This is a genomic window from Bradyrhizobium sp., from assembly GCF_030693485.1.
GTDB lineage: Bacteria > Pseudomonadota > Alphaproteobacteria > Rhizobiales > Xanthobacteraceae > Bradyrhizobium.
In genome coordinates this window covers 1-15798 of the sequence record NZ_JAUYAN010000305.1, presented here as the reverse complement: position 1 = coordinate 15798, position 15798 = coordinate 1, and the positions used below count along the sequence as shown (strand labels likewise).

The window sequence follows — 15798 nt, the reverse complement described above, 5'->3', positions numbered from 1 at the left end:
CATCCCCCCGCGAATGCCGGCCCCGGGCGCCAAACGTCTGCGCGGCGGCCGAAGGGCCGCCGTTTCGAAAGTGAGGCACCGCTTTGGCGTCCACGGGGGTTCTCCCGTTTTTACGCGGCTGACGACACTCAACTCCACTAGGCAATTTTTGCCGTCTTTATGGTTAGGAAAGGGTTAACGACCCGTCATTCCGGGGCGATGCGCAGCATCGAACCCGGAATCTCGCGGCAATTGATCGAGATTCCGGGCTCGCCGCTCAGCGGCGCCCCGGAATGACGGAATGTGAAGCAGGGAGACGACACAGGTTCTGCTGCGCTGCATCTGCATGCCCATTATCGCGCCATGTGGCTTGACCTGGAACCCCGGGGCGACGAAGTTGCCGCCGTGTACGCCCCCTCCCAACCATCGAAAGATTCGACGCCCTTCACCCCGGACTCGCGCCAGGCGTGGCTGCGCCTCGCGCTGGCGGTCCTGATCGGCTCCGTCGGCGCGGTCGGGATGTGGTCGGTCGTGGTGGTGATGCCGGTGGTGCAGCAGGAATTTGCGACCAGCCGCGGCGCGGTTTCGTTCGCCGCCACCATGATCTTCCTCGGCTTCGGTGTCGGCGGCGTCATCATGGGCAAGATCACCGACCGGCTCGGCATCGTGCCGGCGATGGCCGTCAGCATCGCCTTCCTGACCGGTTCCTATGTGCTGGCCGGACTGTCGACCGCGCTGTGGCAGTTCATCGTCATTTCTTTCATGATGGGCCTCGGCACGTCGGCCACCTTCGCGCCGCTGATGGCGGAGGCCTCGCACTGGTTCGAGCGCTATCGCGGGCTGGCGGTGACCATCGTCGCGTCAGGTAATTATGTCGCGGGCACGTTCTGGCCGCCGCTGATCAACTGGAGCACGCAGGCCTATGGCTGGCGCGCCACCCATGTCGGCATCGGCATTGCCGTCGGCCTGTTGATGACGATCCTGCTGCTGGTGCTGCGCCGCGTCATGGGCGGCAGCGCGGCGCAGGATCACAGCAACGCGCCGCCGCCGCGAATCGATCTCAAAATGTCGGCCAACACGCTGACGGTGCTGCTGTGCATCGCCAGCATCTCCTGCTGCGTGGCGATGGCGATGCCGCAGGTGCACATCGTCGCCTATTGCGGCGATCTCGGCTACGGCGTGGCGCGGGGCGCCGAGATGCTGTCGCTGATGATGGCATGCGGCATCATCAGCCGAATCGGCTCGGGCTATCTCGCCGACAAGATCGGCGGTATCCCGACGCTGTTGATCGGATCGGTGGCGCAGGGCTTTGCCCTGCTGTTCTATCTGTTTTTCGACGGGCTGACGTCGCTCTACCTGATTTCCGCGATGTTCGGCCTGTTCCAGGGCGGCATCGTGCCGAGCTACGCCATCATCGTCCGGGAATCGATGCCGGCGAGCGAGGCCGCGACCCGCGTCGGCATCGTGATCATGGCCTCGGTGTTCGGCATGTCCGGCGGCGGCTGGATTTCCGGCGTGATCTTCGACGCCACCGGCTCCTACGCGGCGGCGTTCCTCAACGGCGTGATCTGGAACGCGCTCAACATCGTGATCGTGACGGCGCTGCTGCTGCGGGCGAGGGCGCGCTCGCGGCTGGCGATGGCGTGACGGCAATTATCCCTTTTCGACGTCGCCGCCGGCATCGAGCCAGCTCTTGAAACCACCGAGGTTGCGGACGTTTTCGTAGCCCATTTCCTTTAGCGTCTTGAGCACCAGTGCCGAGCGGCCGCCCGAGGCGCAATAGGCCACCACGGTCTTGGCCCGGTCGAATGCCGCATCGTGCAGCGGGGAGGCCGGATCGGCGCGAAATTCCACCAGGCCGCGCGGAATGGCGAGGGCGCCCGGCACCTTGCCCGATGTTGCGACCTCGGCCGGTTCGCGGACGTCGAGAAACAGCACATCGGCCCGGCCGACCAGTCCCTTGGCTTCCTCGGGGCTGATGCGCGGCACCGCGGCTTCGGCCTCGGCCAGCATCGTTTGTACTGTTTTCATTGAAATCTCCTCCCGGATCTGGACGCCGTTTTGCTATTCGCCGCGAGTAAGGCGCAAACCCCGCACCGTGGCAATGCCAAAAGATCTGGCGCGAATTCCGGCCTGATGTTGTCGAGATACCGGCAGCGGAGGTTTTACGCCGCCTGGCCCGCCTTCAGCAGCGTGCAGCCCGAGATCTTCAAGCTGCCGTCGGACTGCAGCTCCAGCGTATAAAGTGCCTCCCATGGCACACCCTCGGCGTCGACGATGTGAGCGCGTTGCGCGATCCTGCCGTCGGCGACCCGCGCCTCGCCGAATTCGAAACTCTTGTGGCGATAGACCGGCGCATAGCTGCCGCGCACCATCGCCATGAAGATGTCTTGCGGGAAGACTTCCTGGATCGCGGGCGCCGCATGGGAATAGGCCGCCGCGGCGTCGTCGCGGCCGAATGCCTCGACCTGGGAGCGGATGACGTTTTGTGCGGCGGCGACGTCGTCGGCGGCGCGGGCCGGGGCGCTGAAGCCGATCAGCAATACGACGAGCAGGAAAAAGGCGCGCATGAGGGGCTCCGCTTGGCGATGATCGTACCCCTCAGATACGCGGCAGCCCGGCGCAAAGGTTCAGCCAATTTTCCATAACCGCGGCTGCGTTCCGGCGGTCGCGAGACGGGGGACTCGCATTTCCGCAGCAAGTGTGCGCCACCTTCTGCGATGGATCAAATGCGGGCAGCGCGGGGGCGATAAAATTCACGTCACTCGACCGGCGTGCAATGTTGGCTAATCTCCGGTGCGCCCCCGCCCAAATCCCCAAAGCAGGCCAAATGCCCGACGAAATACCATTGCCCGGCTCGATCCATGGTCTCAGCGAGGCAGAAGCCCAGGCCAGACTGCAGGCCGAGGGCTACAACGAGTTGCCCCGGCCGGACCGCCGCACGCCGTTGCGGATCGTCCTCGAGGTGGTGCGCGAACCCATGCTGGCGCTGCTGCTCGGCGGCGTCGCGATCTATCTGCTGCTCGGCGATCTCAGGGAAGCCATCATCCTCGGGATGTTCGCGACCCTGTCCATATTGATCACGGTGATCCAGGAAAGCCGCACCGAGCGCGTGCTGGAGGCGCTGCGCGACCTCACCAGTCCGCGCGCGCTGGTGATTCGCGACGGCGCGCGCAAGCGGATCACCGGCCGCGAAGTCGTGCGTGGCGATATCCTGGTGCTGGCCGAAGGCGACCGGGTGCCCGCCGACGCGGTCATTGTCGAATGCCGGGACCTGCAGACCGATGAATCGCTGCTAACCGGCGAGTCGGTTCCCGTGCGCAAGACCGCGCGTGCCGATGCCGGTCCTTCCGAAAGCCGGCGGCCCGGCGGCGATGACCTGCCCATCGTGTTCTCCGGCTCGCTGGTGGTGCGCGGCACAGCCATAGCCGAGGTCGTTGCAACCGGCATCCGCAGCGAAATCGGCAAGATCGGTCAGTCGCTCGCCACGCTGGAGACGGAGCCGCCGCGGCTGCAGGCGCAGACCCGCCGCGTGGTGCGGATTTTCGCCATCGCCGGCGCTGCGGTCAGCATTCTGGCGGTGGTGCTGTACGGCACCCTGCGCGGCGGATGGCTGGATGCGGTGCTGGCGGGCATCGCGCTCGGCATGTCGATGCTCCCGGAAGAATTTCCGGTCGTGCTGGCCGTCTTCATGGCGATGGGCGCGTGGCGAATCTCGCAGGCGCGGGTGCTGACCCGGCGCGCCGCAGCCATCGAAACCCTCGGTTCCGCCACGGTGCTCTGCACCGACAAGACGGGGACGCTGACCGAGAACCGGATGACCATTGCGGAATTGCGGCTCGCGGACGACGACACGTTCCGGCCCAGGGAGACACAGGGTGCCCCGATGCCGGAGCGCTTCCACGCGCTGGTCGAATACGGAATCCTGGCCAGCGCGCGCGACCCGTTCGATCCCATGGACAAAGCGTTTCACACCCTCGGCCGCGAGCACTTGGCCGGCAGCGGGCGTTTGCATGATCCCGAATGGAAGCTGGTGCATGCCTATGGGCTTCGTCCCGGTCTGCTGGCGATGTCGCAGGTGTGGCAGCCTTCCGATGCTCAGGAGTTCGTCGTCGCGGCCAAGGGCGCACCCGAGGCCATATCCGATCTTTGCCACCTCGGTGCCCCCGAGCTGGCCGCGCTGAAGCGCTCGGTGGACGTCATGGCCGCCGAAGGCCTGCGTGTCCTCGGCGTCGCCCGCGCTTCCCTCGCTGGCGCCGCATGGCCCCTGTCGCAGCATGATTTCGTCTTCGAGTTCACAGGGCTGGTCGGCCTCGCCGATCCGCTGCGGCAGAGCGTGCCCGCCGCCGTCGCCGAGTGCCGCTCCGCCGGCATCAGGGTGGTGATGATCACCGGCGACTATCCCGCGACCGCCACGGCGATCGCCCGTCAGGCCGGTCTCGACACCGCCGACCTCGCGACCGGAGAACAACTGGAAACGCTGAGCGCGGAACAACTGGCGCAGCGCGTGCGGACCGCGACCGTGTTCGCGCGGATCATGCCCGATCAGAAGCTTCGCATCGTCGATGCGCTCAAGGCCAACGGCGACATCGTCGCCATGACCGGCGACGGCGTCAACGACGCGCCATCGCTCAAGGCGGCGCATATCGGCATCGCGATGGGCGGCCGCGGCACCGATGTGGCGCGCGAGGCGTCCTCCATCGTGCTGCTCGACGATGATTTCGGCTCGATCGTGCACGCGGTGCGGCTCGGCCGCCGGATCTACGACAACCTTCGCAAGGCGATGGGGTTCATCTTCGCGGTGCATGTGCCGATCGCGGGCCTGGCGCTGCTGCCGCTGCTGTTCGGCCTGCCGATCATATTCGGGCCGATCCACATCGCGTTCCTGGAGATGATCATCGACCCCGTGTGCTCGCTGGTGTTCGAGGCCGAAACGGAAGAGGACGACGTCATGAGCCGACCGCCGCGGCCGCCCGATCAGCCGCTGTTCTCGGCCAGCCTGATCGGGTGGAGCCTGGTGCAGGGAACCCTGGCCTTCGTGCTGGTCACCGTCATCTACCTCACGGCGCTGACACGCGGCATGCCGGAGGCGGAGGTGCGGGCGCTGACATTCTTCTCGCTGGTGCTGGTCATTGTCAGCCTGATCTTCGTCAATCGCTCGTTCAGTGCGTCGCTGATCGCGGCGCTGCGGCGGCCGAATGCCGCGCTCGCATGGGTGATGCTGGTCGTTCCAGTCATGCTAAGTCTGACGCTGCTCTTCCCTCCCGCCAGCGCGCTGTTCCGCTTCGGGCCCTTGCATCTCGACGATCTCGCATTGACGCTGGCGGCGGGGATTGCCGTCCTCGTGTCGCTGGAAGCCCTGAAGTCCATCGGGCGCGGCCGCTTCAGGGTTGCGGTGCATTGACCATGACGATCGAAAACACTGACCATGCCATCGAGCTGCGTGTCGACGAGATCGCGCAGCTCTTTCATACCCTGGACCCCTCGCCGTTTCGGGAGCGCGACCTCGACCGCGAGGCGGAGGAATTCATCGTCGGTTGGGCGCGCGAATTGCGCACCGATCAACCCATCAGGATTATCGTCCATTTCCCGGCAAGCGAGCTTCAGAACAAGGCGGCGCAGGATTTGGCCGAAGCCATCCGCGGGTATTTTTCCCACCGCGCGACGGTCTTGCAGGGCGACCTCACCGAGCTGTTCCGGGTTGGCCGCCGTTCCCTCGCCATCGGCATGATCGTGCTGATCGCGTGCTTTGCCATCGCTCGCTTCGCAAGCGGATTCGTCGAGGGGGCGCTCAGCCGCATGATCGAGGAGAGTTTCCTGATTTTGGGCTGGGTCGCGAACTGGCGCCCACTCGAAATCTTTCTGTACGACTGGTGGCCGATTGCCCGGCGGCGCGATCTGTATCGCCGCCTTTCCAGCGCATTGGTCGAGGTTCGGTCATTTCCGGCGGCCTGAACCGGCGCGCATGCTGCCGGCGAACCGGCGCCGCAGCAAGGTTACGCCGCGCGGTTGATCCATATCAACCGTGTTGCCTCTGCGGTTTGCTACCTGATACCAATGCAAATCTTCAACTCACCGACCCGCTACGGTGCCGTTGCGCAGTCACTCCACTGGTTTGCGGTGGCGCTGGTCATCCTGGCCTGGGTTTTGGGTGTATCCGACGACTTGTTGCCGAAGGGACCGGCCCGGGCGACTGGACTCCAAATTCACATCGCTGCCGGACTGCTGGTGATCGTATTGACGATCGTGCGCCTGCTGTACCGCACCGCGGATCCCTCGCCGCCGGTAGAGAAGACCGAATTCGGCGACGGGTCATTTGCCGGCTGGATGGGCCTCGGAGCCAAGCTCGCGCATGTCGGCTTGTACGTACTGCTGGTCGCCGTCCCCCTGGTCGGCATCGCCGTGCAGTTCGCCCGTGGCGATGCCTTGCCGGTATTCGGACTGTTCGACATTGCTTCGCCCTGGCCCGCCGATCGCGCCTTCGCGCGTAGTCTTAAAGGAATCCACGAACTGCTCGCGCACGGGCTATTGGCGTTGGCCGGCCTGCATGCCGCCGCGGCGCTGCTGCATCACTGGGTGTTCGGGGATCGTACACTGACCCGGATGCTTCCCGGATCGGACGCCGATCGATAGCGCTGCCGGTTCCGCATGTTGGTGCGGTGACGATGGACACCGGCCGCTGAATCCATCAAAAAACATGTTCAAGGTCGCCCGTGCCTCCCGGCATCGTGCTCGACTTGCCGAGCGAGGAGACGTTGGATGTCCGTCCAGTCCACTGCAACGCGGGACGCCGCGCCGCGCCTCGTGCGATCGCTCACGCTGACGCATGCCGTGCTTTATGGGCTCGGCGTCACCATCGGAGCCGGCATCTATGTTCTCGTCGGAATTGCCGCGGGGCGCAGCGGAATGCATACACCGCTGGCCTTCATCGGCGCCGCCATCGTGATGGCTTTCAGTGCGGCGTCCTTTGCTGAGCTGGGGACGCGCATGCCGGTGAGCGCGAGCGAAGCGGCCTATGTGCAGGCGGCCTTCCGGCGCGACTGGCTCAGCCTTGCCGTCGGGCTGCTGGTGGTTGCGACGGCGACGATCTCGGCCGCGACGATCAGCGTCGGCAGCGCCGGTTATGTCGCGGTATTTGTGCCCGTTGCAGCGCCGTGGATCATTTCCGGGGTTGTCCTTGCCATGGGTGCGGTGGCATGTCTTGCCACGGTCCAGTCGGTCACATTTGCCGGCATCATGACGGTGATCGAAATCGGCGGGCTCGTGCTGATCATCGTCGCCGGTCTCGGTCACGGCACCGAGGTCGTCGCGCGGCTTCCCGAAATCTGGCCTTCTGCCGGCGATTCGGCGGCCTGGGCCGGAATAGCCGGAACCTCGCTCATCGCAGTCTTTGCCTTTATCGGCTTCGAGCATCTCGTCAACGTCGCCGAGGAGATCAAGGAGCCGAGCCGCACCCTGCCTCGTGCGCTGTTCCTGACCCTCGGCCTGACCGCCCTTGTCTACGCGCTGGTGGTATGGATCGCGGTGACGGCAGTGCCGCCGCAAGAGCTGGCTCGCTCGCCGGCGCCTCTGGCTTTGGTGTTCGAGCGTCTTACGGGCCTGCCGCTCGTTACGATGAGCGCAATCGCGATCGTCGCCACGCTCAATGGCGTCATCGTGCACATGATCATGATCGCCCGGGTGATCTATGGCCTGGCCGATCAGGGCAGCCTGCCGAAGGCACTCACTCGATTGAACCCGGTGACGCACACGCCGCTGCTCGCAACCGCTTTCGGCGTCGGGGCGATTCTCGTGCTGGCGCTGATCGTTCCGCTCGCGGGCCTTGCAGATCTCACGGCGCGCTTTACGCTCTTCGTTTTCGCAATCGTCAATCTCGCGCTGATCCGGATCAAGGCCAGGTCCGAAGCTCCGCCGCCAGGAACGTTCATCTGTCCGCGATGGGTGCCGTTCGCAGGCCTGGTCTCCAGTGTCCTGCTTCTGGTTGTTGACCTCGTCGTCTGAGCCGTGGCCGGCCAGCCGCGGGCCATGACATCGTGATGTCGCAACCTGCACCCGGTCCAGGCCGATCCCTGGCGAGATGGGTTGTCTGCGGGCCTCGCCATGCGCCGGCTATTGCCGTGGCGAAACGCAAGGCGCATTATTCGTCGATGTTCAAAACAGAATTCCGGAGCAGGGAATAATGGCGGGTGACAAGTCGCATTACGAGGTCATCGTCGTTGGCGCGGGTGTGGCTGGAATCTACCAGATCAAGCGCCTCGCCGACCTCGGCGTCGATGCGCTGGTGCTGGACGCCGCCCCCGACCTCGGCGGCACCTGGTACTGGAACCGCTATCCCGGAGCCCGCTTTGACTCCGAGAGCTACACCTATGGCTACTCGTTCTCGAAGGAACTGCTCGACGAGTGGCACTGGAAGGAACGGTTTTCCGGCCAGCCGGAGAATCTCCGCTATCTCAATTACGTCGCCGACAAGTTCGATCTCCGCAAGTACATGCAGTTCAACTGCAAGGTCGAGGCGGCGGAGTTCGACGAGGCCGATGACCTGTGGCGGCTCCGGATCGACGATGGCCGCGAGCTGACTTGTCGCTTCGTCATCATGGCGGTCGGGCTGCTGTCGGCGCCGACGCTGCCGCGCTTCGCGGGAATGGACAGCTTCAAGGGCCGCTCGTTCCACACCTTCCACTGGCCGCACCAGCCGGTCGAGCTGGCCGGCAAGAAGGTCGCGGTCATCGGCACCGGCGCCACCGCCATCCAGATCATCGGTGAGATCGCCGACAAGGTCGGCGAGCTCACGGTGTTCCAGCGGCGGCCGAACTGGAGCGCGCCGCTCAACAACAGCCCGATCTCGGACACCGAGATGGCCGATATCCGCGCGCGCTATGACGACATTTTCGAGACCTGCGGCCGCACCCCCGGCGGCTTCGTGCACGAGCCCGACCGTCGCGGCTTCTTCGAGGTGACGCGCGAGGAACGGCTGGCGCTGTGGGACCGGCTTTACGACGAACCCGGATTCGGAATCTGGCTGAGCAATTTCCGGGAAATCTTCACCGACCCGGCCGCCAACGCCGAATTCTCAGCCTACATCGCCGACCGGATCCGCCGCCGCGTCAACGATCCCGCGGTCGCGGAGAAACTGATCCCGAGGGATCACGGTTTCGGCGTGCAGCGGGTGCCGCTGGAGACCAATTATTTCGAGGCCTATAACCGGCCCAACGTGCACCTCGTCGATATCAGCGAGACGCCGATCGAGCGGATCACCGAGACCGGCCTGCGCACCAGCGCCGGAGACCACGCGTTCGACATCATCGTCTACTCCACCGGCTTCGACGCCATCACCGGCGCCTATGACCACATCGACATAAGCGGGATCGGCGGCGAAAAACTGTCCGAAAAATGGAAGGACGGTCCGTCGACCTTCCTCGGCATGCTGGTGCATGGCTATCCGAATTTGCTGATGCCGACCGGGCCGCAAAGCGGCTCGGCGTCGACCAATTTTCCGCGCGGAATCGAAACCGGCGTCAACTGGTGCACCGCGCTGCTGCAGCACATGTGGGCGCGCGGCTACACGCGGGCCGATCCCACCCGAGCGGCGCAGGAGCGCTGGACCGGCTACGTCGCCAAGATGTACGCGATCATGCTGCTGCGCAACGCCAAGGGATGGTTCACCGGCTACAATTCCAATGTGCCCGGCCACGAGGAAGGCAAGGTCCGGCATGTCGTATTCAACGGCGGCACACCGAAATACGTCGCCGCCATCAACGACGTCACCGCTAAGGGCTATGAGGGGATCGTGTTCACGCCGGATTCGCCGGCCTCGGTCAGGCCATTGGCCGCCGGCGTTGAGGCGCGGGCGGGCTGATTGGCTGCGGTACCGTGTGCGGCATGAGACCGGGCAATGTTCGCCGCGAAAAATTCTCAGCGTCTCTCCACCACCGCGACCGCTGCTTCGTTGCGGCGCAGGAACGGTATCGTGAAGGGGGCATCGTAAGTGAGCGAATAGGGCGCGCCGGCCGGCTGCCATGCCGATCCCGCCAGCTTGCCGATCAGTTCGGACTGGCGCTGCGCGAAATCGGCCCCGGATCCGGAAAACCGCAGCGTGGCAATGGTCTCGCCTGGCACGCTAACCACCCGCACGCGCGGATCGCTCGGCTTCGGCGCGCTGTCTTCGCCATATTTCGCCGGCAGGAAGAACTGCATCCGCATCCTGCCGGATGCTACGGAAGCCTGAACGGGTGCCGTCATCGCCAGCAATTCGCGATCGCGCACCTCGACCGGCGTGGTCATCGCGATCCTGGCGTTGCCGGAACCGGAAGCCTGGTTGGCGCCGGCGATAAAGGCAAACAGCAGCCGGAAGGCGTCGTCACGCCCGGCCTTGCCGTCCGCGGGCAATTCCACTTCAGCCGCGAGGCGCGGTACATAGCGTCTAATCTCGACCCCGTCTGCGACACGGTTGACCACATCATACCGTGGCTCTTCGTAAAGACGGATGCCGAACACACCGAGGATGGCCTCGAATATCAGCACGGCGTAATAGGTGACGGTGGACCACATCCGGATTTTCCTTGTCAGGTTTCGCCGGTTGCGCTGAGCGGAGAAACACAAATTTCCAGGCTGGTCATTTGGGATTTGGCGCGGCCCAGTTCAAGCCGACGGTCCTATCCCTCCGCCACCGCATCCCCCCACGGCTGCGCACTTTCCGTTGCGCCTGAGTTGGTGTCGCCGTCGCGCAGCACCACGCTCGGGCAGGCGAACTTCATCGGGAACGTCTGCACCCGCGCTTCCTCGTAATCGAAGCCTGCGCGCAACGCGTCGCTTACCGGCGACGGCAGCCGCACGTCGCCGATCACCACGGCGCCCTCGCTGGCGTCGATGCGCGGGGCGTGGATCGCAGCATTCAGGTCCATGCCGTAATCCATCACGAAGGACAGCATCTGCGTCACCGCCGGCAGGATGCGCCGTCCGCCGGAGGCGCCGAGCGCCATGCGCCTGCCGTCGGCGGCCTGCGCCAGCACCGGGGTGTAATTGGTCAGGCAGCGCTTGCCGGGCGCCAGCGCATTCGGCCCGCCGGGGGTGGGGTCGAACCACATGATACCATTGTTCATGGTGACGCCGCTCTGCGGCGTGACGAATTTCGAGCCGAAGGTCGACAGCAGGGTCTGCGTCACCGCCGCCATGTTGCCCTCGCGGTCGACCACGGAAAAATGCGTGGTGCAGGCCGGCGCCAGATGCTCGGCGCCGAGCGCGCGCCGGCCGTCGGCATCGCCCATGTCCTGCAGCCGTTCGCGATAGGCCGATTGCAGCGCCAGCGCATATTCCATGTAGGCCGCCGCATCCGGTCCGCCGCGGCCGGGCTGCAGCTTCTGCTGCAGCAGGCGCAAGGTGTGCGCCAGCGTCGGGCCGCAGGTCAGTTCCGGCGTCGCATAGACATGGCCGCCGCGATAGGGAATCGCCAGCGCGTCGCGGCCATGGGCGCGGAAGGCGGCGAGGTCGTCGACCGTAAGCGCGCCGCCGGCGGCCTGGATATCGGACGCGATGCTGCGCGCGAGGTCGCCCTGGTAGAAATCGCGCGGACCTTCGGCGGCGAGGTAGGACAGCGTCGCCTTCAGCCGGTCCTGCGGGAGCCGCACGCTGGACTTGATGCCCCATGGCGCATTCGGCGGCAGGCCGTCCTGCAGATAGGCGGCGGCGCTGGCGGGGTACCGCCTGAGATCGGCGGCCGAACTCGCGATCATCAGCGTGGTCCACCAGTCCACCAGCAGGCCTTCGTCGGCGAGTTTGATGCCGGGGCCGAGCAATTCCTGCCACGGCATCTTCGCGTGGCGGCGATGCGCCTCTTCCATGCCGGCGACCACGCCGGGCACCGCGATCGAGCCCGGACCATGCAGATTGCGGTCGTCCTTGACCCGCGGCCACGGGAAGATATCGGAGGCCGCGCCGTCGCCGGTCAGCGGATAATCCTCCGGCCGCAGGCTGTTCGGCGCCCCCATGCCGTAGTCGATCACCTCGTAACGGTTTTCGCGGGCGCGGTAGAGCACCATCGCCCCGCCGCCGCCGATGCCGCTCATCCAGGGCTCCAGCACCCCCAGCGCGAACGTGGTGGCGATCACGGCGTCGACGCAGTCGCCGCCCGCCGCCAGCACGGCGGCGCCGACTTCGGCCGCTTTGCGCGATTGCGCGGCGACGATGCCGCCTTTGGAGACGGCAGCCGGTTTGCGGAACTGCTGGGCGTTGGAGAACTGGTCGTGCATGGGGGTTGCCTTGTTTTCATTTGGTGACCGGGCCGAGTTGGCGTGGCGCGCCAAGGATGGCACATTGCCCACTCGAATTTCAGCAAGGAGAGCAAAATGGCCGGAGTGAAGCAAGCCAGGAACGGCGCCGTCGGCGTGCTGACGCTGAACGAGCCGGCGAGCCTGAACGCCATGACGCCCGACTTGCTCGGCGGCCTCGCCGCCGCAATCGGCGAAATGGCCGCCGACCCCGGCGTGCGGGCGCTGGTGCTGACCGGGGAGGGCCGCGGCTTCTGCTCGGGCCAGAACCTGAAAGCATCGGAGGCGCTCGGCAGCGACATCGTCGCCGGCGTGATGAAGTTTTACTGGCCGGCGTTCCGGGCATTGCGCGAATGCCGGGTGCCGATCGTGGTCGCGGTCAACGGCGTCGCGGCCGGCGGCGGCTTCAGCCTGGCGATGGCCGGCGACATCATCGTCGCGGCGCGGTCCGCGAGTTTCATACAGGTGTTCAGCCGGATCGGTCTGGTGCCCGACCTCGGCTCGACCTGGCTGCTGCCGCGCCTGGTCGGCCGCCAGCGCGCGCTTGAGCTGATGCTGCTGAACGAACCGCTCTCCGCCGAGCGCGCCCATGAATGGGGACTGGTGCGGCAGGTGGTCGATGACGCGCAGTTGCTCGGCGAAGCGGTGCAAGTGGCGCAGCGCCTCGCCGCCGGGCCGACCCGCGCGCTGGTCGCCACCCGCGCGCTGCTGGAGGAGAGCGAGCACGCGAGCTATGCCGCCCAGTTCCAGCGCGAGATCGAGGTGCAGGCGGATATCCGCCGCAGCGAGGACGCGCTGGAAGGCCGCAACGCGTTCGTCGAGAAGCGCGCGGCGCGGTTCAGCGGGCGGTAGGCATAGCTGCCGGTAATGTAATCTGGTGGCAAATGCAGGACGGGTCGGCCACAGCGCCGCCAGTCATCATTCGCCCAAGCTCTTCGCGAGTTGCTTCAGCAACTGGCGAAGAGCCTTCTGGTCGGCCTGCGACAGCTCGGAAAACCATTCTCCGATCATCCGGAAGTCACTGGCATTACGCCATTCCCAGCCGCGGCTGCCGGCGGAGGTCGCCGTCAAGCGCTTCACCCGGCCGTCGGCCTTGTCCTGAACGATCCTGAGCATGCCCTTGCGCTTGAGGCCGGCTGCGATCTGCTTCGCATTCTGGTGGCTTGTCGCCATCGCCGAAGCCACCTCACCCAGGGTCGGCTTTCCCCTGGCGCGCACCACGCTCAGCAAGACGCCCTGTTGGCTGGTCAGGTTCTCGTCGCGAAGATGCTGGTCCATGAGGTGCCGCAGCCGCTGGCTGCAGAACAGGATAAGCCTGAAATTGCGGACCGCTTCCGCCGATTTTCCCGCGGTGCGGGTTTCCGCGGCGTCAAGCTCGTAGCGGCGCTTGCCTTGTCCGGTCATTTAGGTAATATATTACATAATTGGACGAGATGCCAGGATTATTCGCAAGGATTAATCACATGATTTGCCTGATGCCGATGTGCGCGTACCTGTCCGAGACCTCGCGCATGATCCAGATTTACAAGGCGCTGAAGGCGCAGGGCGCCAGGGTGTGCATGGCGACGCACGGCGGCGTCCACGAGGCCCTGTTGCGCAACGAGGGCATCGACTTCGACATCGTCGGGCCTCGCATGGACGAAGCCCGCGGACATCGGTTCGTCGGCGACAATGTCGGTGTCGGCAGTCCCGACCAGAGCATGTACGGCCCCGATGAAATGCGCGCTTATGTTCTGGCGGAGGCGGACTATTTCAATCGCAAGGGAATATCGGCGGCGGTCACGGGCTTCACGCTGACCGCGCTGCTCTCGACGCGGCTCGCCGGAATTCCGCTGATCACGGAGCACGCCGGTGCATTCATTCCCCCGTTGTTCGAACGCAACCTGCTTCCCGCGCCATCCACGGCGCCGGTACCGCTGTTCAACTATTTGCCAAAAACACTGGTGCGCCGGCTGCTGAACAAGACCGTCGCAGGCCGCAAATTCTATCTCTCGGGGTATCATGCGCTGGCCGCGGAACTCGGTATGGCTCCGATACCGAGCTTTCCCGCATTGTTGCTTGGCGATCTTGTGCTGGTGACCGAGGCGCCCGAAGTCTACGGCGTAAGCGAACAGGACATGAGCAGTTGGCGCCCGCGGGGCGATGCTTATTGGCCGACGACACGGTTCGAATACACCGGCCCGCTGTTCGCCGAGTTTGATCTGCCCGTGCCGCCCGAGATCGAGCAGGCCTTGCAGCGTTCGCGCCCGACTATTTATGTCGCCTTGACATCTACATCGGCGGAATTGGTGCGCCGCGTCGTTCGGGCTGCCGTGGCGAGCGATGCCAATGTAATTGTAGCCGGGACGGTGCACGACGTCCGCGACCTGGCGGCTGCGAACGTCACTGTCGGCGACGTGCTGCCGAGCCACAAGATCATGCCGCGGGTCGATCTCGCGATCACCATGGGCGGTCAGGGCAGCGTGCAGTGCGCGATGGCCGCGGGCGTGCCGTTGATCGGCATCCCGCTGCATCGCGAGCAGGATTCGAATGTCCATTTCCTGGAGAAAAGGGGGGCAGCAAAACTGCTTCCGCTCGGCGGCATCAATTCCGACGGGATACAGCGCCTGTGCAAGGAGATGCTGTCCAGGCCCTCCTATCGAACGGCTGCCCAGTCGATTCAGGCGGCCTATGCGAAGCGAAACGGGCCGGAATTATGCGCCTCGGCGATACGTCGGTATCTGAGCGCGCGTCAGGTGGCATGACCGGTGGGATGACTGGCGACGACCTTGGCAATGCATCGGGGTGTCGAATTTCGTAGAAATGGGATATTTGCAAATAATTCGCATTTGCATTAGCATCTCAGCCGCCATCACCCAGGTGGTGGCCTTCCCGGAAAGGTCATGTCCATGCGTTTGCTCCGTTCCCTGTCGATCCTCGCGGCGCTCTGTGTCGCAGTCCCCGCCGCGCAGGCCGCCGGCAATCTGGCCGGCCAGGAACCCATCGTGGTCACCGTCGAACTCGGCAAGCCGGGCGAGCATGCCTTCGTGCCCAACAGACTGAAATTCGAGACCGGCAAGCTCTACAAACTGGTGCTGAAGAACCCGAGCAACGATCCGCACTACTTCACCTCGCACGCCTTCAGCCAGATGATCTACACCCGCAAGGTCCAGGTCACGCAGCTGCGCGACGGCAAGACCGTCAACCTCGCCGAGTTCAAGGGTGCGATCCGCGAGATCGAGGTCTATCCGGGGTCGTCGGCGGAATGGTGGTTCGTTCCGGTCGCCACCGGCAAGGTCACCGACCTGCGCTGCGGAATTTCCGGCAGCGACGGCAAGACCCACGCCGATCACGGCATGGTCGGCGAGATCGTGATCGAGTGAGTTGGGAGACTCGTTTGACTGCCTATCGCAAGGCGCTTTTGGAATCGAGCAATTCACGAACCTTGAATGCCAGATCACGTTGAGTGTAGGGCTTGTTGAGAAGATGGACGCCTGCATCCAGCCTCCCCTCGTGAACGATGGCATTGCGGGTGTAGCCTGTCGTGAACAGCACGGGCAAAGCGGGACGCTGTTTG

At 65.1% G+C, this 15798-nt stretch carries 14 protein-coding genes; 9 read left to right on the top strand and 5 right to left on the bottom strand.

What is annotated here, in order from left to right; genetic code table 11:
* The first annotated feature begins 342 nt into the window (after positions 1-342).
* A complete protein-coding gene (locus tag Q8N40_RS22290; protein WP_305713337.1) occupies positions 343-1626 on the top strand; it encodes an MFS transporter in 1284 nt (427 codons plus the stop codon).
* A gap of 6 nt (positions 1627-1632) precedes the next feature.
* On the opposite strand, the gene Q8N40_RS22285 is transcribed toward Q8N40_RS22290, so the two are convergent.
* Positions 1633-2010, bottom strand: a complete 378-nt coding sequence (locus Q8N40_RS22285) for a rhodanese-like domain-containing protein (protein WP_305713336.1) — start codon at positions 2008-2010, stop codon at positions 1633-1635.
* 134 nt (positions 2011-2144) lie between these two features.
* Complete coding sequence (locus Q8N40_RS22280) at positions 2145-2549, bottom strand: DUF4864 domain-containing protein (RefSeq protein ID WP_305713335.1); 405 nt, start codon at positions 2547-2549, stop codon at positions 2145-2147.
* 260 nt (positions 2550-2809) lie between these two features.
* Here Q8N40_RS22280 and Q8N40_RS22275 point away from each other — a divergent pair, with 260 nt between their 5' ends.
* The 5 genes from Q8N40_RS22275 (at position 2810) to Q8N40_RS22255 (ending at position 9835) form a co-directional block, all read left to right on the top strand.
* Positions 2810-5383: a cation-translocating P-type ATPase gene (locus Q8N40_RS22275; RefSeq protein ID WP_305713334.1), complete on the top strand. Its 2574-nt coding sequence runs from the start codon at positions 2810-2812 to the stop codon at positions 5381-5383.
* Positions 5384-5385: 2 nt separating this feature from the next.
* On the top strand, positions 5386-5934 hold the full coding sequence (locus Q8N40_RS22270; RefSeq protein WP_305321708.1) for a hypothetical protein: 549 nt from the start codon (positions 5386-5388) through the stop codon (positions 5932-5934).
* 102 nt (positions 5935-6036) lie between these two features.
* On the top strand, positions 6037-6612 hold the full coding sequence (locus Q8N40_RS22265; RefSeq protein ID WP_305713333.1) for a cytochrome b: 576 nt from the start codon (positions 6037-6039) through the stop codon (positions 6610-6612).
* A 126-nt stretch (positions 6613-6738) separates the two neighbouring features.
* The gene (locus tag Q8N40_RS22260) at positions 6739-7980 is read left to right on the top strand and encodes an APC family permease (RefSeq protein WP_305321710.1); all 1242 of its coding nucleotides are present in this window, start codon (positions 6739-6741) and stop codon (positions 7978-7980) included.
* 178 nt (positions 7981-8158) lie between these two features.
* Complete coding sequence (locus tag Q8N40_RS22255) at positions 8159-9835, top strand: NAD(P)/FAD-dependent oxidoreductase (RefSeq protein WP_305713332.1); 1677 nt, start codon at positions 8159-8161, stop codon at positions 9833-9835.
* 56 nt (positions 9836-9891) lie between these two features.
* Here Q8N40_RS22255 and Q8N40_RS22250 read toward each other — a convergent pair whose 3' ends face one another.
* On the bottom strand, positions 9892-10527 hold the full coding sequence (locus Q8N40_RS22250) for a heme-binding protein (protein WP_305713331.1): 636 nt from the start codon (positions 10525-10527) through the stop codon (positions 9892-9894).
* Between the two features lie 104 nt (positions 10528-10631).
* Positions 10632-12224, bottom strand: coding sequence for a gamma-glutamyltransferase family protein (locus Q8N40_RS22245; protein ID WP_305713330.1), 1593 nt, complete (start codon positions 12222-12224; stop codon positions 10632-10634).
* A gap of 96 nt (positions 12225-12320) precedes the next feature.
* On the opposite strand from Q8N40_RS22245, the gene Q8N40_RS22240 reads away from it, so the two are divergent.
* Positions 12321-13094 (top strand): enoyl-CoA hydratase-related protein, encoded by a 774-nt coding sequence (locus tag Q8N40_RS22240; protein WP_305713329.1) that lies wholly within the window; start codon positions 12321-12323, stop codon positions 13092-13094.
* A 66-nt stretch (positions 13095-13160) separates the two neighbouring features.
* Here Q8N40_RS22240 and Q8N40_RS22235 read toward each other — a convergent pair whose 3' ends face one another.
* Positions 13161-13646: a MarR family winged helix-turn-helix transcriptional regulator gene (locus tag Q8N40_RS22235; protein WP_305713328.1), complete on the bottom strand. Its 486-nt coding sequence runs from the start codon at positions 13644-13646 to the stop codon at positions 13161-13163.
* Positions 13647-13705: 59 nt separating this feature from the next.
* On the opposite strand from Q8N40_RS22235, the gene Q8N40_RS22230 reads away from it, so the two are divergent.
* Both Q8N40_RS22230 and Q8N40_RS22225 read left to right on the top strand, forming a co-directional pair.
* The gene (locus Q8N40_RS22230) at positions 13706-14986 is read left to right on the top strand and encodes a nucleotide disphospho-sugar-binding domain-containing protein (RefSeq protein ID WP_305713327.1); all 1281 of its coding nucleotides are present in this window, start codon (positions 13706-13708) and stop codon (positions 14984-14986) included.
* A 138-nt stretch (positions 14987-15124) separates the two neighbouring features.
* Positions 15125-15604, top strand: coding sequence for a hypothetical protein (locus tag Q8N40_RS22225; RefSeq protein ID WP_305713326.1), 480 nt, complete (start codon positions 15125-15127; stop codon positions 15602-15604).
* Positions 15605-15798 lie beyond the last annotated feature (194 nt).